12 protein-coding genes and 1 riboswitch are annotated in these 18,975 nt (G+C 63.9%); of the genes, 8 read left to right on the forward strand and 4 right to left on the reverse strand.

Annotated features, from left to right (window positions below; translation table 11 throughout):
• Positions 1 to 17 precede the first annotated feature (17 nt).
• Positions 18 to 2,774: a cystathionine beta-lyase gene (gene metC, locus M5B42_RS11465; protein WP_248745999.1), complete on the forward strand. Its 2,757-nt coding sequence runs from the start codon at positions 18 to 20 to the stop codon at positions 2,772 to 2,774.
• 135 nt (positions 2,775 to 2,909) lie between these two features.
• On the opposite strand, the gene M5B42_RS11470 is transcribed toward metC, so the two are convergent.
• Complete coding sequence (locus M5B42_RS11470; protein ID WP_100943409.1) at positions 2,910 to 3,815, reverse strand: AraC family transcriptional regulator; 906 nt, start codon at positions 3,813 to 3,815, stop codon at positions 2,910 to 2,912.
• A gap of 125 nt (positions 3,816 to 3,940) precedes the next feature.
• Here M5B42_RS11470 and cobF point away from each other — a divergent pair, with 125 nt between their 5' ends.
• Positions 3,941 to 4,690 carry a precorrin-6A synthase (deacetylating) gene (gene cobF, locus M5B42_RS11475; protein WP_248745887.1) on the forward strand — a complete coding sequence of 250 codons (750 nt, stop codon included), beginning with the start codon at positions 3,941 to 3,943 and terminating at the stop codon, positions 4,688 to 4,690.
• A 211-nt stretch (positions 4,691 to 4,901) separates the two neighbouring features.
• Positions 4,902 to 7,235: a glycoside hydrolase gene (locus M5B42_RS11480; protein ID WP_248745888.1), complete on the forward strand. Its 2,334-nt coding sequence runs from the start codon at positions 4,902 to 4,904 to the stop codon at positions 7,233 to 7,235.
• Between the two features lie 3 nt (positions 7,236 to 7,238).
• Here M5B42_RS11480 and M5B42_RS11485 read toward each other — a convergent pair whose 3' ends face one another.
• A complete protein-coding gene (locus M5B42_RS11485) occupies positions 7,239 to 8,531 on the reverse strand; it encodes a glycosyltransferase family 4 protein (RefSeq protein ID WP_248745889.1) in 1,293 nt (430 codons plus the stop codon).
• 88 nt (positions 8,532 to 8,619) lie between these two features.
• Positions 8,620 to 8,839, forward strand: a riboswitch (cobalamin riboswitch).
• Positions 8,840 to 8,933: 94 nt separating this feature from the next.
• On the opposite strand from M5B42_RS11485, the gene cobW reads away from it, so the two are divergent.
• Genes cobW through M5B42_RS11505 form a run of 4 tightly spaced genes read left to right on the forward strand, consistent with a single transcriptional unit; the run spans position 8,934 to position 15,463 of the window.
• Positions 8,934 to 10,001: a cobalamin biosynthesis protein CobW gene (gene cobW / locus M5B42_RS11490; RefSeq protein WP_283099739.1), complete on the forward strand. Its 1,068-nt coding sequence runs from the start codon at positions 8,934 to 8,936 to the stop codon at positions 9,999 to 10,001.
• Positions 10,002 to 10,004: 3 nt separating this feature from the next.
• Positions 10,005 to 13,778, forward strand: coding sequence for a cobaltochelatase subunit CobN (cobN, locus tag M5B42_RS11495; RefSeq protein ID WP_248745891.1), 3,774 nt, complete (start codon positions 10,005 to 10,007; stop codon positions 13,776 to 13,778).
• A gap of 12 nt (positions 13,779 to 13,790) precedes the next feature.
• Complete coding sequence (locus tag M5B42_RS11500; protein ID WP_248745892.1) at positions 13,791 to 14,816, forward strand: AAA family ATPase; 1,026 nt, start codon at positions 13,791 to 13,793, stop codon at positions 14,814 to 14,816.
• 35 nt (positions 14,817 to 14,851) lie between these two features.
• Positions 14,852 to 15,463 carry a VWA domain-containing protein gene (locus tag M5B42_RS11505; RefSeq protein ID WP_349292776.1) on the forward strand — a complete coding sequence of 204 codons (612 nt, stop codon included), beginning with the start codon at positions 14,852 to 14,854 and terminating at the stop codon, positions 15,461 to 15,463.
• Positions 15,464 to 15,625: 162 nt separating this feature from the next.
• Here the strand turns inward: M5B42_RS11505 and M5B42_RS11510 are convergent, their stop codons facing one another.
• On the reverse strand, positions 15,626 to 15,889 hold the full coding sequence (locus tag M5B42_RS11510; protein ID WP_100943402.1) for a hypothetical protein: 264 nt from the start codon (positions 15,887 to 15,889) through the stop codon (positions 15,626 to 15,628).
• A 360-nt stretch (positions 15,890 to 16,249) separates the two neighbouring features.
• Here M5B42_RS11510 and M5B42_RS11515 point away from each other — a divergent pair, with 360 nt between their 5' ends.
• The gene (locus tag M5B42_RS11515; RefSeq protein WP_248745893.1) at positions 16,250 to 17,575 is read left to right on the forward strand and encodes a sigma-54 dependent transcriptional regulator; all 1,326 of its coding nucleotides are present in this window, start codon (positions 16,250 to 16,252) and stop codon (positions 17,573 to 17,575) included.
• A gap of 67 nt (positions 17,576 to 17,642) precedes the next feature.
• Here the strand turns inward: M5B42_RS11515 and M5B42_RS11520 are convergent, their stop codons facing one another.
• Complete coding sequence (locus tag M5B42_RS11520; protein WP_248745894.1) at positions 17,643 to 18,944, reverse strand: hypothetical protein; 1,302 nt, start codon at positions 18,942 to 18,944, stop codon at positions 17,643 to 17,645.
• Positions 18,945 to 18,975: the final 31 nt, after the last annotated feature.

Here is an 18,975-nt window from a genome sequence, read left to right on the forward strand (position 1 = left end):
TGGAAAGCGGGGTTTGTGTGAGTAAAACCATTACACCGGCACAGTTGCAGCAATGGCTGTTCGACGGGCGGGAAATCGCCCTGTTCGATGTGCGTGAGCACGGTCAGTACGGTGAGGCCCATCTGTTTCACGGGGTGCATTTGCCTTATAGCCGCCTGGAACTGGAAGCCCGGCGTCTGGCGCCCGAGCCACGGGTGCGGTTGGTGATCTACGACCAGAATGGCGGCGAACTGGCTGCCCGTGCCGCGCAACGCCTGCAGGCATTGGGTTATGAGCAGGTGCATGTGCTGCAGGGCGGCGCCGACGGTTGGCAGGCGGCGGGCCTGCAGTTGTTCGCCGGCGTGCATGTGCCGTCCAAGGCCTTTGGCGAATGGGTGGAAGAAGCCTGTCATACGCCGCATATCAGCGCGACCGAACTGGCCGACTGGCAGGCCCGGGGCGAATCCTTGGTACTGCTGGACGGCCGACCCTTCGACGAATACCGCAAGATGACCATTCCGGGCTCGGTCTGCTGCCCGAATGGTGAGTTGGGCTATCGCCTGCACGACCTGGTGGCGGACGAGTCGACGCCGATCGTGATCAACTGCGCCGGGCGCACCCGCAGCATTATCGGGGCCCAGACGCTGATCAATCTCGGGGTGAAAAACCCGGTTTATGCCCTGGAAAACGGCACGCAAGGTTGGTTCCTGGCCGATCTTCAGTTGGAGCATGGCAGTACCCGACGCTACAGCGATGTGGCGCCGCCGGTGGGTATCGAGCAGCAGCGCGAGGCGGCCCGTACGCTGGCCCGGCGTGCCGAGGTGCAGACGGTCACGGCGGCCCAGGTCACGGCCTGGGCACAAGCGGGTGACGGCAGTTTGTTCCTCTGCGATGTGCGCAGTGCCGAGGAGTTCGGTCTCGGCAGCCTGCCGGGCGCGCAACACACGCCGGGAGGCCAGTTGATCCAGGCCACCGATTTGTATATCGGTGTGCGCCAGGCGCGGGTGGTGGTGTTCGACGATGATGGCGTGCGCGCGCCCATCGTTGCCAGTTGGTTGCGCCAGTTGGGGCACGATGCCCGGGTCCTGGAAGACGGGCTGTATAGCGGTTTGCGCTTGCCGCTGGCGGGAGCCTTGCCGTTGCCCGAGTTGCCCGCGCTTGAGGCGCAGGAGCTGTCCCGTGAACTGGCCGAAGACGCGCTGGTGCTGATCGACCTGCGTTCGAGCATGGCTTTTCGCAAGGCCCATCTGGCCGGTTCGCGCTGGTCGATCCGCTCGTTGCTCGCCGCTGAAGTCGCGGGCGAAGAGCGGCCCCTGGTGCTGCTGGCGGACGATATCGCCGTGGCGCAGTTGGCGGCCCTGGAACTGCCCGAGGCCCAGCGCCAACAGGTGCGGTTTTCCAGCGCGGACCTGTCGGCCTGGCAAGCGGCCGGGCTGACGCTGGTCAACGATGCGTCGGTGTTGCCTGACGAGCGTTGCATCGACTTCCTGTTTTTCACCCACGACCGCCATTCCGGCAACAAGGACGCGGCACGCCAGTACCTGGCCTGGGAAACCGGCCTGCTGGCGCAGATGACCCCGGCGGAAATCGCCAGCCTGAAACCGCTGGCACCGGCCAAGGCCCCCGTGGATGTGCGGACCCGGCTGGTTCACGCGGCCCGTACCCTCAAGGGCAGCGGCCCGCGCTCGGTGAACGTGCCGGTCACCCGCTTGAGCACCGTGCTGTTCGACAATCTGGCGGATATGCGTGACGCCCGTCGCCGTCGCGACAGCGAACGGGTCCTGAGCTACGGCGCTCGGGGCAATCCCACGGCCTTTGCCCTGGAAGACCTGGTGACGGAGCTGGAAGGCGGCCACCGCACGCGTCTGTTCGGAACCGGGCTGGCGGCGGTGGCGCAGACCTTCCTGGCCTATCTGCGTCCGGGCGACCATGTGCTGATTACCGATGGCGTCTACTTCCCGGTGCGGCGCCTGGCGAAGGAGTTCCTGGCGCCCTTTGGCATCGAGGTCGGTTATTTCCCGGCGGACGGCCGGGATATCGAGTCACGCCTGCAGGCCAACACCCGTATGGTCTATTGCGAGTCGCCGAGTTCGTTGCTCTACGAGTTGAACGATCTGCCGGCCATCGCGGCCTTGTGCAAGCCACGGGGTATCCTGCTGGCGGTCGATAACACCTGGGGTTCGGGCTACCAGTACCGGCCGTTGGCCCTGGGGGCGGATATCTCGATCATGGCCTTGACCAAGTACCTGTGCGGTCACAGCGACGTGGTGATGGGCAGTGTCTGTACCACCGAGGCGGCCTGGCCGGCGTTGGCGCGTATGAGCGACAGCTTTGGCAACACGGTGAGCCCGGATGATGCCTACCTGGTGCTGCGCGGTGCGCGGACCCTGGCGGCGCGCCTGGAGGTGCATCAGCGCCAGGGGCTGGAAATCGCCCGCTGGTTGCAGGCGCAGCCGCAGGTGCGCCAGGTGTTCCATCCGGCCTTGTCCACGCACCCGGATCATGAGCTTTGGGTGCGGGATTTCAGTGGCAGCAACGGGCTGCTGTCGTTCGAGTTCGCTGACGCCGATCCTGGACAGTTGGAGCGCTTTATCGGCGCGTTGCAGTTGTTCGGGCTGGGAGCTTCATGGGGCGGCTATGAAAGCCTGGTGACCGTGGTGGATGTGAGCGAGCGGCAATTTGCCGGGCCGACACGGCACCCGGTGATCCGCTTGCATATTGGCCTGGAGGCGGTGACCTCGCTGATTGAAGACTTGCAGCGTGGTTTTGCCGCCCTGGCACAACCTTCCGTCTAGCGTGATCCAGGTCTATCGTGTACGCAAAGTTTGTATCCGGCGCCGACCTGTAGGAGCAGGGCTTGCCCGCGAAGCTTTTGGCGGTCTCAAGGGCCCCTTCGCGGGCAAGCCCTGCTCCTCTTTGAACCCGGGCCATCAGCCGTGGTTCTGCTCCGTCAGGCGCTGTACCGCCAGACGCCGGTAATGCGAGGGCGTCATGCCCTTGAGTTGCTGGAAGCGGCGGTTGAAGTTGGAGATATTGTTGAAGCCTGACTCGAAGCAGACATCGGTCACCGGCTTGTCGCCGTCCGCGAGCAATTCGCAGGACTTGCTGATGCGCAGGCGATTGACGAATTCGACGAAGCAACGGCCGGTGGCCTGCTTGAACACCCGGGAAAAGTAGGTGGGCTTCATGCCCAGGTACTCGGCCACTTCTTCCAGCGGCAGCTCCCGGGCATAGTGGGCAAAAATATAGTCGACCGCCCGGTTGGTGCGGTCGATATTGTGCTCGTCGGCCAGTTGTGGTGTGGTAACACCCGACAGCAACTGGTAATCGTCACAGTTGCCGAGCAGTTCCAGCAGGATCAGGAAGTGACCGAGCCGGGTGACTCCCTGGGAGTCGGCGATACGTTGCATCAAGGTCGTGGCCTGGCGCACGGTGTGCTGGCAACGGAACTCGATGCCGTACTGGGCCCGTTCCAGCAGTGGTGTCAGGGTTTTCAGCTCGGCGAACACCAGATGACCGCTTTCGAACAGCTCGTCGGTGAAATTCACCAGCATGTCGCGCTTGGGCACCACTTCGTCCTCGGCCACCTGGCTGATCCAGTTGTGGGGCAGGTTGGGGCCGGTCAGGAACAGGGTCTGCGGGTAGAAGTTGCCGATATAATCGCCAATGAACACCTTGCCGGAGCTGGCGACGATCAGGTGCAGTTCGTATTCCTTGTGGAAATGCCAACGGACCAGGGGGCAGGGAAAACCATGCTGGCGATAGATGATCGACAGGCCGTTGTGGTCGTCCATCAGCTCGTAGGAGGGGTCGGTGACGCGGGCTGCTCGGGTCATGCCTGGCTACTTGTCGTTTTTTGTTGTGGGCGCTTTCCGATAATGCCCTCATCCTTGCCATCGCGCCAGTTGCGCCGTACCCAAGAGGGGGACGTGCCAGGCGTCAGACAACCGGAGCGCCAGTCATGAAAACCCTTCTGCTGGTCGGCATGGGCCCCGGCCACCCGGAGCAGATCACCGTCCAGGCGATCAATGCGCTCAATCGCGCCTCGGTGCTGTTCCTGCTGGACAAGGGCGAGACCAAGGACGATCTGTTGAATTTGCGCAAGGACATCTGCGAACGCTACATCCAGCAGCCCGGTTGCCGGCAGGTCCAGGTCAGTGATCCGGTGCGCGAGGACTCGGCGGCGTCCTACGAGGCGGGTGTCGAGCACTGGCATCGGCAACGGGCGGCCCTGTTCGCACGGCTGATCGACGAGGAGTTGGGCGAGGATGAGTGCGGCGCGTTCCTGGTCTGGGGCGATCCGGGGCTCTATGACAGTACCCTGAGAATCCTTGAGCGGGTCCGTGCGCTGGGCGGTCCGGCGTTTGCCGTCGAGGTGATTCCGGGCATCAGCAGTATCCAGGTGCTGGCCGCGCAGCATCGGATTCCCCTGAATCGCATCGGCGAGCCGCTGCTGATCACCACCGGGCGACGGCTGGACGCGGCTGATCTGGACAATGTGGTGGTCATGCTCGATGCCCGCTGCGCGTTTAGCCAGTTCGCCGACCAGGACCTGGAAATCTATTGGGGCGCCTACCTGGGGACCGAAGACGAGCTGCTGGTGGCCGGCAAGCTCCACGAGGTGGGCGAGCGGATTCGCCGTGTGCGCGAAGCAGCGCGCAAGCGCAAAGGTTGGATCATGGACTGTTACCTGTTGCGCCGGCCGCTGTAGGAGCGGAGCCTGTCGGATCGCCGCACCGCCGCGAAGGGGCCCGTGAGGCCGCTGAAAGCTTCGCGGCGGTGCGGCGATCCGACAAGCTCCGCTCCCACATCCACAGATTTTTAGTGCTTTCACTCGAATTGAGGAGAAGCGGACTACAGGGGCTTTTCTCCTCGGTCAGTTAAGGTTCATCGGTTTACACACCTGAATCGATGAGGACAACATGAAGGTCATGCCGCCGCGGTGGATGAATGATCGTCACTGCCTGCAGATCTGGCTGACCCTGCTCGGATGGACCTTGGCCCTGAGCGTCGAAGGGGCTTCCCAGGTCTACCTGCCTCATCGTTCAGGGACCTTTGTCGTCGACCCGGCGACCCTGGCCGTGTCCCTGCACCACAGCGACGAACATCGGTCCCCGGCCTTGCTCAGCGCCGCGGCCTTCGACGAGGACGCGCAGGTCATCGGGCGAGACGGTAACCGCTGGCGGGTTCGACAGGCGGACCAGGATTTCAGGATCGAGGTCGGGGTCGATGGGAATGCCCTGGTGGTCACGGTGCAGGCCGGACAACCGGGGCGGCTGGAGTGGCCCAGGCCCGTCGAGGACGGGGCGATCGAAGCCCATGCGATTCCCTTTGGCGAAGGCGCCTATATCCCCAGCGACGATCCGAAATGGCTCGACTGGCTGCTGCGGCGTTATCAGCCGGCCCGGCTCAATGGGGTGTTGTCGATGCCGTTCTGGACCGAACTGCGCAAGGACTGTTCCATCACCTGGATCGTCGAGACGCCGTTCAACACCAGCTTTGGCATCAAGGCGCAAAACGCCCGGCCCTTGCCGACCCTCAGCCATGCCTTCAATCGCCTGGCCCCCGGTGCGCCTTACCGGGTACGCATCGTCGTCGGCCCGCGGGAACCGCTGGTCGGCGCACGGCTGTACCGGCAATGGCTGCGCGATCACGATCAGTTCGTCTCGTTGCGCGAGAAAATCCACACTCAACCCCACGTTGCCCGTCTGGGCGGCGCGCCGCATATCTATCTGTGGGATGCCGGACCGCTGAAGGCGGGCGATATCCTGCACTGGCCGGAGTTCCTGCGTTTTTTTGCTCAGCACCGCGATGACAGCGATCACCTGGCCTCCAGGCTCTGGGGGGCCTTCGAGCTCAAGGCTCGCGAGGCCTTCCTGCTGGCGTTGGGTGAAGCCGATAGTGCCTTTGGGCAGGTCCCACCTTTTGCCCGGACCCAGGTGATCCGGGCGATCAATGCCGGGTTGCTCGCGGTGATCGGGCGTGAGGCCCAGGCACCCTTGCCCGGCAATCATGATCCCCTGGCCGAGGTGGCCTGGGCGCAAACGGTGCGTCAGCAGTTGCGCGAGGCCTTTGGTGATCTGCTGGCACCGGCCGAGCGCTGGGGTGGTGGTTTGTCCCTGGATACCGTTGCCGCCTTGCAGGGGGCGGGTCTGGCCCGGGCCTGGCTGGGCGCCGATGACTGGCGCGATACCTTCTGGCACCCCGAGGCGGTGGACGCGGCCAAGGCCGCCGGCTACCTGGTGTCGGCCTACGACAGCTACGGCAGCGCGCATCCGTCGAATCTGCAGGCCAGTTGGGCGACCGCGAAGATGGGCGATGAACTGGCCGCCGCCGGTTATACCGACGAGCAGGGCAAGAAAGTCCAGGGCTTCAATGGCCGTGGTGTTTTTGTCAATCCGCGCAGTGTCGAGGCCTATGCCCGGCGGCGGATCAGTGCGGTGGCGCGGGCGGGGCGCCTGAACAGCTATTTTCTCGATGTCGACGCCGCCGGTCCCGAGTTCAGTGATTACACACCGGGTCGGGAAACCAGCCAGGCGCAGGATGCCGAGGCGCGCCGCCGGCGCCTGGCGTATCCGGTCCAGGCGCTGGACCTGGTCACGGGCAGCGAGGGCGGGCAGGCCTTCTATGCGCCGATCATCGCCTTCAGCCATGGCATTGCCACCCAGCCTTTTGCCTGGATGGACGCGGATATGCGCAAGAACAAGCGCTCGCGTTATTACCTGGGCGGTTACTGGCCGCCGGAAACCCCCAACCTGTATTTCAAGGCGGTCCCGCTCAAGCCGGAGGTGGCGCGCTTCGTGACGTCGGCCGAGTTTCGCCTGCCGCTGTACCAGATAGCGCTGCATGACAGCCTGGTCAGTACCCATCACTGGGAGTACGGCTCGCTGAAGTTCTCCAGCGAACGTGATGTCACGGCCTTGCTGCAGTTGCTGTACATGGTGCCGCCGCTGTATCACCTGAACGATCAGGTGATTTCCCGTGACCTGCCGCTGATCAGTGCCTACGACAAGGTGTTCCGGCCCTTGCACGAGCGCCTGTTCAGCCAGGCCATGGACGATTTCCAGGTGTTGTCCGGGGATCGCCTGCTGCAACGCTCGACCTTTGCCGATGGCACGCTGATTACCGTCAACTTCTCCGTCAGGCCCAGCCGCACGCCGGAGGGCCGGCAACTGCCGCCGTTGTCGGCCCATGTAGTGGTGGCCGGCGAGCCGGCGCAACTGATCGAGATCCGCCAGCTCCTCGGTGCCTCCTGAGGCTCAGTCGACGCGGTTCTTCGCCTCGATCCACTGGGACATGTACTGGGTGCTCTTGTGGTGATGGTGGCGCAGCATCGCCCCGGTGAAATTGTTCCGACGGTGGGCCGCCAGATCCTTGCGGCAGGCCTGGATCCGGGCAATCAACGCCGGGCCGTGGACCCGACGCTCATAACGGGCGGCGAGCAGCACCTGGCCGTTGGCCTGGGCCTGCTGCCACGGCGCACGGTCCTGGTAGAGACGCACGGCCGATTGCGCCAGGGCGACGGCGCTGGTTTCGATGGCGCCGGCCCAGGGCAGCTCACCGTGCATGGCTTCGGCGCCGATGGGGGTGGTGACATTCGGTGTGCCGCAGAGCATGGCGTCGACGATCTTGCCCTTGATACCGGCACCGAAACGCAGCGGTGCCAGACACACCCGTGCCGCCGCCATGACCTGCAAGGCATCCTCGGCCCAGTTCATGATGTGAAAGCCCTGGGCGGGGTTGTGCAGCGCGGTGGCCTTGGGCGGGGTGTAGGCGCCATAGATATGCAACTGGGCCGTGGGCAGTTGCTGGCGGATCAGCGGCCAGATCGTGGTCTTCATCCAGAGCACGGCATCCCAGTTCGGCGCGTGGCGGAAGTTGCCGATGCTGAGAAAGTGCGCGCGCTCATCGAAATCGCGGTACGCCGCCGTGGGCATGTCGATCATCAGTGGGCACCAGTGCAATAGTGCCGCGGGGACCTTGAACTGTTCGATCAGCAACTGCGACTCGACATCGGAAATCATCAGGTTCAGGTCCGAGCGGTAGATGGCGGCGATTTCCCGCTGGGCCTGATCGGTCGCGCTCATCTGTTCGAACATCTGCCGCTGGTCGGGGGCGAACAGGGTGCTGAAGTCATTCAGGTCCTGATCGTCTTTCAGGCGTGCCTTGAGCTGTTGCTGGCGGGCATCGCGCAGGCTTTGCAGGTCCGCGGTCTCCAGCACCCGCAGGGCCCCGGGACAGTGTTTTTCCACGCGCCAGCCGAACTGCTCTTCCATCATGAAACGGTCGAACAGCACCACGTCGGGTTGCAGGTCGGCGACAAAACTGTCGAAGCTGCTGTTATTGAGCTCGATGCGACATTCCTCGATGCCCAGGCTCGCCAGGTCGGCCTTGTGCTCGCCGATAACGGCCGGGCTGGCGAAGGTGATGCGCCAGCCGGCCTCGAGAAAGCTTTCGAGGATCTGCATCATGTGCCCGCCGGCGGCCGACGAGCGCGGTTCCGGCCAGACATAACCGATAACCAGGGCCTGTGTGATGTCGGTGGCGTTCATAACAGGATTCCTTGAAACGGGCAGGGCGGGAAAAGGGGCGCAATTAAACCACAGCGGCGCTCGCGATTGACCTGCCCCGGCGCACTGCGTAGCCTTGCAGCTTCGAGGTTCTTCGGCGCTCGGCCGAAGCTAAGAAGGGAACGCGGTATGCCGCGGCTGCCCCCGCAACTGTAAACGGTTCGATAGCCCTGCAATGCCACTGCCTACGGGCGGGAAGGCGCAAGGCCCGGCCGGTTCGCCTGCTTTCGAGAGCAAGCGCGACCGCCAGACCGTAAGCCAGGAGACCTGCCTCGTCACCGTTTCTCACTACAACCGGGCGGGGTGATCCGGTGGCGAACGCATCCGCGCCCAAGGGCCGCGGTTCTCGTCCCGTATGCCCGCCACTTTGCCAAAGGGCATCCGATGAAAACACTGGCCAAGCTTCCCGTCACCATCGTCACCGGCTTTCTCGGCTCGGGCAAGACCACCCTGTTGCGCCATATGCTCGACAACGCCCAGGGCCGCCGCATCGCGGTGATCGTCAACGAGTTCGGCGAACTGGGCATCGACGGCGAGATCCTCAAGCAGTGCTCCATCGGCTGCAGCGAAGAAGAAGCCAATGGCCGTGTCTATGAACTGGCCAACGGCTGCCTCTGCTGCACGGTCCAGGAAGAATTCTTCCCGGTGATGCGCGAACTGGTGGCGCGCCGTGGCGACCTCGATCATATCCTTATCGAAACCTCCGGCCTGGCGCTGCCCAAACCCCTGGTACAAGCCTTCCAGTGGCCGGAAATCCGCAGTGCCTGCACCGTCGATGCGGTGATCACCGTGGTCGACAGCCCGGCCGTGGCCGCCGGCACCTTCGCCGCGTTCCCGGACCAGGTGGATGCCCAGCGCAAGCTCGACCCGAACCTGGACCACGAATCGCCGCTGCACGAGCTGTTCGCCGACCAACTGTCCAGCGCCGACCTGGTGATTCTCAACAAGGCCGACCTGATCAGCCCTGAAGACCTGGCCCGGGTGCGCCTGGAAGTGGCCGAGGAGCTGCCGCCGGCGGTGAAAGTCATCGAAGCCAGCAGCGGTCGCCTGCCCCTGGACGTGCTGCTGGGCCTGGGCGCCGGTTCCGAGGAGCATATCGACGGTCGCCACAGCCACCATGATCACCACCACGACGATGACGATCATGACGACCACGATCATGATGCCTTCGACTCGATCTCCCTCGAACTGCCGCAAGCCGATGAAAGCCTGCTGCTGGACGCCCTGACGCAACTGGTGGTCAAGCACGGCATCCTGCGGGTCAAGGGTTTCGCCGCGATCCCGAACAAGCCGATGCGCCTGCTGATCCAGGGTGTGGGCAGCCGTTTCGACAAGCATTTCGACCGCGCCTGGACGGCGGACGAGCCGCGTGTCACCCGCCTGGTGCTGATCGGCCAGGAACTGGATGCCGCGCTGCTCGAATCGACCCTGCGCGCCGCGCTGACTGTCTGACCCATGCACCTGCTCAGGACCCAGCCCGGCGGTTTCGTATCGGATGACAATATCGCCGACCTGGGGCAAACCCCCGCCGAGCTGGTGATCCTCTGCAGCGGCGATTCAAGCCTGGCATTGCTCGCCGAAGCGGCGCGGCAACTGCCTGAAAATTACCCTAGTCTGCGCCTGGCCAACCCCATGCAGGTGCAGAACCACGCCTCGGTCGACCTCTATTTCGACCAGGTGCTGCAACACGCCCGGGTCATTCTGTTGTCTCTGCACGGTGGGATCGGTTACTGGCGCTACGGTATCGAGCGATTGGTGCAACTGGCCGAGCGCGGGGTGACCTTGATCCTGGTGCCGGGGGACGACCGTCCGGACCCGGAACTGAGCGACCTGAGCACGGTGCCCGCCGAGGAAGGCCGGCGGCTTTGGCATTTTCTGCGCCAGGGCGGCATGGGCAATGCCCTGGACCTGTATCGCTGTCTCGCCAACCTTTGGTTGGGGCGCGACTACTCCTGGGCCGAGCCGCAACCCTTGCCGCGCACGGCGATCTATCATCCTCGCCATGGCAGCGTCGGACTGCCTGCCTGGCGTGCCGACTGGCAGGCCGGGCAACCGGTCGCGGCGGTGCTGTTCTACCGCTCGCACTTGCAGGCGGCCAATACCGCCTTCGTCGATGTGTTCTGTCAGCGCTTGCAGGCGGCAGGGCTCAATCCCTTGCCGATTGCCGTGGCCAGTCTCAAGGAGCCCGCGTGCCTGAGTGTGGTGGAGGATCTGCTGGACGAGGTGGCGGCCTCGATCATCCTCAATACCACCGGATTTGCCCAGTCCAGCCCCGAGGCTCCCCATCTGCGGCCGTTTCGCCGGGATATCCCGGTGATCCAGGCCATCTGCGCCCAGGACAACGAGCCCGGCTGGCAGGCCAGCGAGCAGGGCCTCGGGCCCCGCGACCTGGCGATGCATATCGCCTTGCCGGAACTGGACGGGCGCATCATCAGCCGGCCCATCAGCTTCAAGGACCTGGCCTGGCGCAGCGAGCGCAGCCAGAGCGATGTGGTCTGCTACCGCGCCCAGCCCGAACGCATGGATTTCGTTGCCGAACTGGCCCGTCGCTGGATTGATCTGGCACGGCTGCCCAATGCGGACAAGCGCGTTGCCCTGATCCTCGCCAACTACCCGACCCGCGATGGGCGGATCGGCAACGGCGTGGGCCTGGATACCCCGGCGGCGGCGCTGAATATCCTGCGGGCGCTCAAGGAGCAGGGTTATCCGTTGAGCGAGGATTTGCCTGAAAGCGGCACGGCGCTGATCCAGGCCTTGCTCGGCGGTGTCAGCAACGATCTCGACAGCCTTGACCTGCGGCCGTGTCACCAGAGTATGGCCCTGGCCGATTACCAGACGATGTTCGAGCGCCTGCCCGAGGCCAATCGCCAGGCGGTCATGGCGCGCTGGGGCCGGCCGGAACAGGACCCGATGTTCCGTGGCGGGCGGATGATGGTCGCGGGGCTGCGTTTTGGCCTGACCTTCGTCGGCATCCAGCCGGCCCGGGGTTATCAGGTCGATGCCAGCGCGGTCTACCATGACCCGGACCTGGTGCCGCCCCATGGCTACCTGGCGTTCTATTTCTGGCTGCGACACACCTACGGCAGCCATGCGCTGATCCATGTCGGCAAGCACGGCAACCTGGAGTGGCTGCCGGGCAAGGGCGTCGGGCTGTCGCAGCAGTGCTGGCCGGATGCATTGCTGGGGCCATTGCCGAATATCTATCCGTTTATCGTCAACGACCCGGGCGAGGGTGCCCAGGCCAAGCGCCGCACTCAGGCCGTGATCATCGATCACCTGATGCCGCCGTTGACCCGAGCCGAAACCTACGGACCGCTGCGGGATCTGGAGTTGCTGGCTGACGAATACTATGAAGCTCAATTGCTCGACCCACGGCGTGCCCGCGAATTGCAGCGTGACATTCTCAAGCTGGTCCGCGAGACGCAGATCGACCGTGAACTGCAACTCGACGCGGGCCTGGACAGCGATGCCGACGCGGCGATCTGGCTGCCCCGGTTGGACACCTACCTGTGCGACTTGAAAGAGTCGCAGATCCGCGACGGCTTGCATGTGTTCGGCGAATCGCCGAGCGGGCGCCTGCGCATCGACACGCTGCTGGCCTTGCTGCGGATTCCCCGTGGCGACGGGCGCGGTGCCCAGTCCAGCCTGTTGCGGGCCTTGGCCAAGGCCTTTGAAATGGGCTTCGATCCGTTGGACTGCGCCCTGGCCGAACCCTGGAATGGGCCCCGGCCTGAGTCGTTGCAAGGCGTCAGCGAGGAAACCTGGCGTACCGCCGGTGACAGCCGCGAGCGCCTGGAACTGTACGCAGGGCAACTGATCGAGCGGGCGTTGCAAGCCGGGATCGATTGGCCGGAAACGGCGTTGTGGACCGATGTGCGGCTGATCATCGATGGCTTGCTGACGGTGGTCGCCCCGCGCCTGGATGCTTGTGGTCCGGCGGAGATGAACGGCCTGCTCGATGCCCTGGCGGGTCGCTTCGTGCCGGCGGGCCCCAGTGGCGCGCCGAGTCGCGGACGCCTGGACGTATTGCCCACCGGGCGCAATTTCTTTTCCGTGGATGTGCGCAATCTGCCGACCACCACCGCCTGGCGCATCGGCTTTCAGTCGGCCAACCTGATTCTCGAACGGCATTTGCAGGACCATGGCGATCATCTGCGCCAGCTCGGCCTGTCGGTCTGGGGCACGGCGACCATGCGCACCGGCGGCGACGATATCGCCCAGGCCATGGCGCTGATGGGCGTGCGGCCGGTGTGGGCCACCGGCAGCCAGCGGGTCGACGATTTCGAGATCCTGCCCCTGAGCCTGCTGGACCGTCCACGGGTCGATGTGACCCTGCGCGTGTCCGGGTTTTTCCGCGATGCCTTTGCCAACCTGATCCGCCTGTTCGACGCGGCCGTGCAGGCCGTGGCGGCCCTGGACGAACCGGCGGATATGAACCCGTTGGCTACCCGGGTCCGCGCCGAGCGCGAGCAGTTGCAGGCCGAAGGTCTGGATAAGGAACAGGCGGCCCGTCAGGCCGGCTGGCGAATTTTCGGTGCCAAGCCCGGGGCCTATGGCGCCGGAGTGCAGAACGCCATCGACGGGCGCTTGTGGCAGAGCCGCGAGGACCTGGCCGAGGTCTACCTGAACTGGGGCGGTTATGCCTATGGCGGCCAGGATGAAGGCACGGCGGCACGTGGACAGTTCGCGCAACGCTTGAGCCAGGTCCAGGCGGTGCTGCAAAACCAGGACAATCGTGAGCACGACCTGCTCGATTCCAATGATTACTACCAGTTCCAGGGCGGCATGCTGGCGGCGGTGGAAACCCTGCGCGGCGAACAGGCCGCCAGTTATCATGGCGACCACAGCCAGCCGGACCTGCCAAAGATCCGCACGCTCAAGGACGAGTTGAACCGGGTGATCCGCTCGCGGGCGGCGAACCCGAAATGGATCGACGGGGTCAAGCGCCATGGCTACAAAGGTGCGTTTGAGCTGGCGGCGACCGTCGATAACCTGTTTGCTTTCGATGCCACCACCGGCCTGATCGACGATCACCAGTACGCCTTGCTGGCCGATGCCTATCTGCTGGACCCGGACACCCGTGATTTTGTCCGCGAACATAATCCGGCGGCGCTGCGGGATATGACCGAGCGCTTGCTGGAAGCCCAGCAGCGTGGCTTGTGGAGCGAGCCCGGCGAGTACCGCGAGGCGCTGGAAAACCTGCTGCTGGATATAGAAGAAGATTCCTGAGGTGTGCAAGCCATGAGCGATACCCCGCATTTCCCGCTGTCGGCCGTGGTCGGCGCCGACGACCTGAAACTGGCGCTGTGCCTGACGGCGATTGACCCGAAGATCGGCGGCGTGCTGATCGAGGGCCCACGGGGTATGGCCAAGTCGACCCTGGCCCGTGGGCTGGCGGATCTGTTGGCCAGCGGGCTGTTCGTCACCTTGCCCCTGGGGGCGACGGAAGAGCGGCTGGTGGGCACCCTTGATCTGGACGCGGCCCTGGGCGAAGGCCGGGCGCAGTTTTCCCCCGGCGTGCTGGCGAAGGCCGACGGCGGGGTGCTCTATGTCGATGAGGTCAATCTGCTGCCCGATCATCTGGTGGACCTGTTGCTGGACGTCGCCGCCAGTGGCGTCAATCGGGTGGAGCGTGATGGTATTTCCCATCGGCACTCGGCGCGGTTCGTATTGATCGGCACCATGAACCCGGAGGAGGGCGAGTTGCGTCCGCAACTGCTGGACCGTTTCGGCCTCAACGTGGCTCTCAGCGGCCAGCCGCAGCCGAGCGAACGGGGGCAGATCATCCGTCGACGCCTGGACTTTGATAGCGACCCGCAAGGTTTCTGCGAGCAGTGGGCGCCGGCGCAGGAGGCCTTGCGCGAGCGCTGCCGCCAGGCCCGGGCACGCCTGCCGGAGATCGCCCTGGATGACCGGGCCCTGGAGGCGATTACCGAACGCTGCTTTGCGGCGGGTGTCGACGGCATGCGCGCCGACCTGGTGTGGTTGCGTGCCGCCCGGGCTCATGCGGCCTGGCGCGGTGCCGGGCAGATCTCCCCGGAGGATATCGAGGCGGTGGCCGAGTTTACCTTGCGCCATCGTCGTCGCGAAGGTGTGCCGCCAACCTCGGCACCGGCCTCGAATCCGGGGGCGGCGCCCCAGTCGGCAAGCGAGCCCGGCGAGGGCCAGGGGCAATGGGGTGAGCTGCCGGCCCAGGCCTTGCCGGTGGGCGCGCGCCGGGAAATTCCGAGCTGGCCAAAAAAGCCCCAGGCATCCGCCCTCGACTGAAACCGGGGGCGGATGCCAGGCCTCGGTCAGGTCGTTTGTCCGCTGGGCGTCAAGGCGTCAGCAGGGCTGGTGATAGCGGTGCGATCAGTTGGGTGGAAACCTTGCTGGCCGGGCGCCCGCGTCTGCGCAAGGACCTGCGCTTTCGTCCGCGCAGCCGCTCGCCCCATGAACTGTGGCTGGTGATTGTCGATGCTTCGGCGTCGACCCGCCGGCACCATGCGTTGAGTGAGGCCAAGGGCTTGCTGGCGCAGGTGTTTGACGATGCTTATCGGCAGCGGGCGCGCCTGGCGTTGATGACTGCCAGCGGTGATCGGCCCAAGTGGCAGCTTCAGGGTTTGAAAGCTTCGAGTGATTTACGCGGTTGGCTGGAGGACTTGGGAGCAGGGGGCGGAACGCCTTTGCAGGCGGCGCTGGCGCAAGCGGCGGATTGGTTGGCCAAGCGGCAGAAACGTTTTGCGGCTGAACAGCAGCGGGTGCTGTTGCTGACGGATGGGCGTTTAAAAGCCTGGTCGGGCTTGCCGGTCTTTAACTGCCAGGCGTTGCTGGTGGATCTGGAAAAAGGTCCGATCCGCCTGGGACGTGCCGTGCGGTTGGCGGCGGAACTGGGCGCGCAGTATCGGCATATCGACGAGCTTTCGACACCCTGAAAGACACTGCGATCGTGCGGGAGAACGCGGTCAACTGTAGGAGCAGAGCTTGCTCGCGAACCGCTGCAAGCGGCCATACACCTTGGAGCTACGGTGCCTATGAATCCGCCTTCGCGAGCAAGCTCTGCTCCTACAAGGTTTTGCGTGTTCTCTGGAGCGCTATCAGGCCGACAATGTCCACGGCTGCAGGTCGTAGCCTTTCTGGCTCAACTCCGCACGGGCCTGTTGCAGCAGGCTGACCAACTGCTCGGAGTCGGAGTAGGCGCTGCAAGGAATCTGCTGGCGACCGATGCTGTTGTTGGTCCGGTCGATCACGGTCAGGCTCAGTTCGCCTTTGTCTTGTGCCACCCAGGCAACACATTGGAATGGCTTGAGGGCCTGGCCGGCCATCAGAAGTGCTTCGTTCATACGGAGCGGGGCGTTCATGGGTTTTCTCTCAAGTATGCCCAAACAATTTCGCTGGACCGTCGGTTTGGGCTCACCGTTTCGGTCGGTTACTTGTACTGATGTCCGATCGCGGGCATCAGGTCACACAAGTCATAAAGTTTTTTTCACTTTCTTTCATATACTCAGTTCAAGCCCCGGTATGGCCGCGTCCGCTCCGCCAAACCAGTAGCAGCGGCCCGAAGGCTCTGGCTTGCAGCTTTCCGGATTTATGGCTTATGCATCGGCAAAGTTATAACCAAACGGTACAAGTCTGCGTCAAGTTCTTGCTAGTGTTACAGGCAGGTTTGCCAACTGCTTGTTTCTAATAAATATTTAAAACTCTGGCGCCAAGGATCAGTCATGCAAGAAGCGGTTCCGCTCAGACGCCTGCTGGTGGTTGATCCTTGCGATGACTGTCATCGCTTGTTACCCGGCTTGCGCACCGTTGGTTGGGATGTCGACAGTTGCAATCTGGACGCTGCTGTCGACCGTTCCTGCGATGTCGGCCTGTTGCGCCTGCAACCGTTTCATCTCGAACGCCCTGAAGCGGTCAAGGACCTGATCAGCCGCAGTGGCACCGAGTGGATCGCGGTTCTCAGCCAGGAAGTGCTGCGTTTGCAGAACGTCGGTGACTTCGTGTGCGAGTGGTTCTTCGATTTTCATACTTTGCCCTTCGATGTTTCCCGCGTACAGGTGACATTAGGTCGCGCCTTCGGCATGGCGCGCCTGCGCGGCCAGGGTTCGATCCATGTCGACCAGCCGGAGCACGAGTTGCTCGGCGACAGCCGGCCGATCCGCGAGCTGCGCAAGCTGCTGGGCAAGCTGGCGCCCACCGAGTCGCCGGTGTTGATCCGTGGGGAAAGCGGGACCGGCAAGGAGCTGGTGGCGCGCACCCTGCACCGGCAGTCCCAGCGGCATGCCAAGCCGTTCGTGGCGATCAATTGCGGGGCGATTCCGGAGCACCTGATCCAGTCCGAGCTGTTCGGCCATGAGAAAGGCGCCTTTACCGGGGCGCACCAGCGCAAGGTCGGGCGCATCGAAGCGGCCAACGGCGGCACCTTGTTTCTCGATGAAATCGGCGACTTGCCCCTGGAGTTGCAGGCCAATCTGTTGCGTTTCCTCCAGGAAAAGCACATCGAGCGAGTCGGCGGCAGCCAGCCCATCGCGGTGGATGTACGGGTGCTGGCGGCGACCCATGTCGATCTGGAAGCCGCCATCGGCACCGGGCGTTTCCGCGAGGATCTCTATTATCGGCTCAACGTCTTGCAAGTGATGACGGCGCCACTGCGCGAACGGCATGGTGATGTGGCGATGCTGGCCAACCATTTTTCCCATTTCTACAGCCAGGAAACCGGGCGCCGGCCGCGTAGTTTCAGTGAAGAGGCCTTGGTCGCCCTGGGCAATCATGCCTGGCCGGGCAATGTCCGCGAGCTGGCCAATCGGGTCAGGCGCGGGCTGGTGCTGGCCGAGGGGCGGCAGATCGAGGCACGGGACCTGGGGCTCAACAGCCTGCCGTGCGACAGCGCACCCATGGGCACCCTCGAAGACTATGTGCACCGTGCCGAGCACCAGGCACTGTGCGATGTGTTGAACCGGCACAGCGACAATATGAGCGTGGCCGCCCGGGTGCTGGGGGTGTCACGTCCGACTTTCTATCGATTGCTGCACAAGCATCAGATCCGCTAGGGCGCGGTGAGCGAAACGAAAAGGCCCGCAGCGTTTGCACGTTGCGGGCCTTTTCCATGGGGCGGCGTCAGAAGTAGTAGGGGAATTTCACGCTGAACGAAAAGTTCGGTGCGTCGGGGGTCATGCCCAGGGACAGCATGGGTACGATGGTGAGGTTCGGCGAAGCGGCAATGGTCATGCCGATGTTGAAGAACCCCGAGTTGGCATCGCTGCCGACCACGTTCTGCCAGCTCTGACCGCTCTGCTGGAGCTTGCTCCTGCTTTGCACCAGGTCCGAGAACGAGAAGGACATGCTCATCTTCTCGTTCAGGGCGAAGGCCACGCCCGCGCCGATCTGGAAGCTGTCGCCGAGCTGGACCTTGCCGGGAACGACCACACCCTGCTGTGCACTGATATCGTTGAACGATTGCTCGAAGTTGTGAGTGTAGGCCAAGGTGCCGAACAGTACGGCCGGGTCAAAGGTTTTGACCAGCGAGATGCCGGGTGTGACGGACCAGACACCGTTGCCGGTCGGCAAGCTTTGCGGATAAGTCAGGCTGGTGCTTTGAGACGAGGTGAGGAACTTGATGCCATACGGATCCTTGCCGGTAGGCGCCTTGATCCGGAAACTGAAGACGGCATCCGGCCAGTTCTCCGACTCGTCGAGGAACTTGTAGGCCACGCCGAAGTTGACGTCGCCCAAGGCCGGGTCCTGTCTCACCGTTTGCTCGACGGTGGTGCCGGCTGCGCCACCGTTGCCGCCCCCGGCTTGATAGACCGAGTCCCGGTAGACAATCGGGGCGTTTATGTCGAACTGCCAACGGTTGTCGAGGTTATAACGGCCGGTCAGGTCGAGCGTCCAGGTATCGGACTTGATCCGATCCAGGTTGATATTGCCGAGGAAGATCGAGTCCAGGGCCAGAAAGCCATTGAGAAACAGCTGTCGGGTATCGTAGTGTGAATAGGTAATCCCGGTCTCGACACTGAACTTGCCATTGCCAAAGAAGCCGCTGGCCTCGTTGTACAGGTCGGACACACTCTGGGCCGGCGCCGAATCATCCTTGAGGGACTGGCCATAAGAGGCGCCAGACGTGCTGGCCGCTGAGCCTGGAGCGTTGGCGCCGGCCGCCGCCACCGTTTGCCCCTTTTTCAGGTCCGCCGGGGATTTGACCAGGCGTTTGGGCGGTGGCGGTGCCGGCTGATCTTCGACCTGACGAACCCGTTGTTCCAGTACCGACAACGCTTGCTGCTGTTGTACGTAGCGTTGTTTCAGCTCCTGGAGTTCCTGTTTCAGGGCCTCTACCTCGGGGTCAGTTGCTGCTTGCAGCATCGTCGCCGGGAAGAGCGCACCCACACATACCGCCATGCGTAGCGAGAGCGATAGAGACATGAGATAAGTCGTCCTTTTCTGACATCCAATG

Source organism: Pseudomonas sp. MWU12-2037, from assembly GCF_023242345.1.
Lineage (GTDB): Bacteria > Pseudomonadota > Gammaproteobacteria > Pseudomonadales > Pseudomonadaceae > Aquipseudomonas > Aquipseudomonas gingeri_D.

Excerpts from the sequence above, each read along its gene's own strand:
- M5B42_RS11520 (WP_248745894.1), bottom strand. The coding sequence starts at position 18,944 with ATGTCTCTATCGCTCTCGCTACGCATGGCGGTATGTGTGGGTGCGCTC.
- M5B42_RS11485 (WP_248745889.1), bottom strand. The coding sequence starts at position 8,531 with ATGAACGCCACCGACATCACACAGGCCCTGGTTATCGGTTATGTCTGG.
- M5B42_RS11470 (WP_100943409.1), bottom strand. The coding sequence starts at position 3,815 with ATGACCCGAGCAGCCCGCGTCACCGACCCCTCCTACGAGCTGATGGAC.
- M5B42_RS11480 (WP_248745888.1), top strand. The coding sequence starts at position 4,902 with ATGAAGGTCATGCCGCCGCGGTGGATGAATGATCGTCACTGCCTGCAG.
- M5B42_RS11510 (WP_100943402.1), bottom strand. The coding sequence starts at position 15,889 with ATGAACGCCCCGCTCCGTATGAACGAAGCACTTCTGATGGCCGGCCAG.
- M5B42_RS11515 (WP_248745893.1), top strand. The coding sequence starts at position 16,250 with ATGCAAGAAGCGGTTCCGCTCAGACGCCTGCTGGTGGTTGATCCTTGC.
- cobF (WP_248745887.1), top strand. The coding sequence starts at position 3,941 with ATGAAAACCCTTCTGCTGGTCGGCATGGGCCCCGGCCACCCGGAGCAG.
- M5B42_RS11500 (WP_248745892.1), top strand. The coding sequence starts at position 13,791 with ATGAGCGATACCCCGCATTTCCCGCTGTCGGCCGTGGTCGGCGCCGAC.
- cobN (WP_248745891.1), top strand. The coding sequence starts at position 10,005 with ATGCACCTGCTCAGGACCCAGCCCGGCGGTTTCGTATCGGATGACAAT.
- cobW (WP_283099739.1), top strand. The coding sequence starts at position 8,934 with ATGAAAACACTGGCCAAGCTTCCCGTCACCATCGTCACCGGCTTTCTC.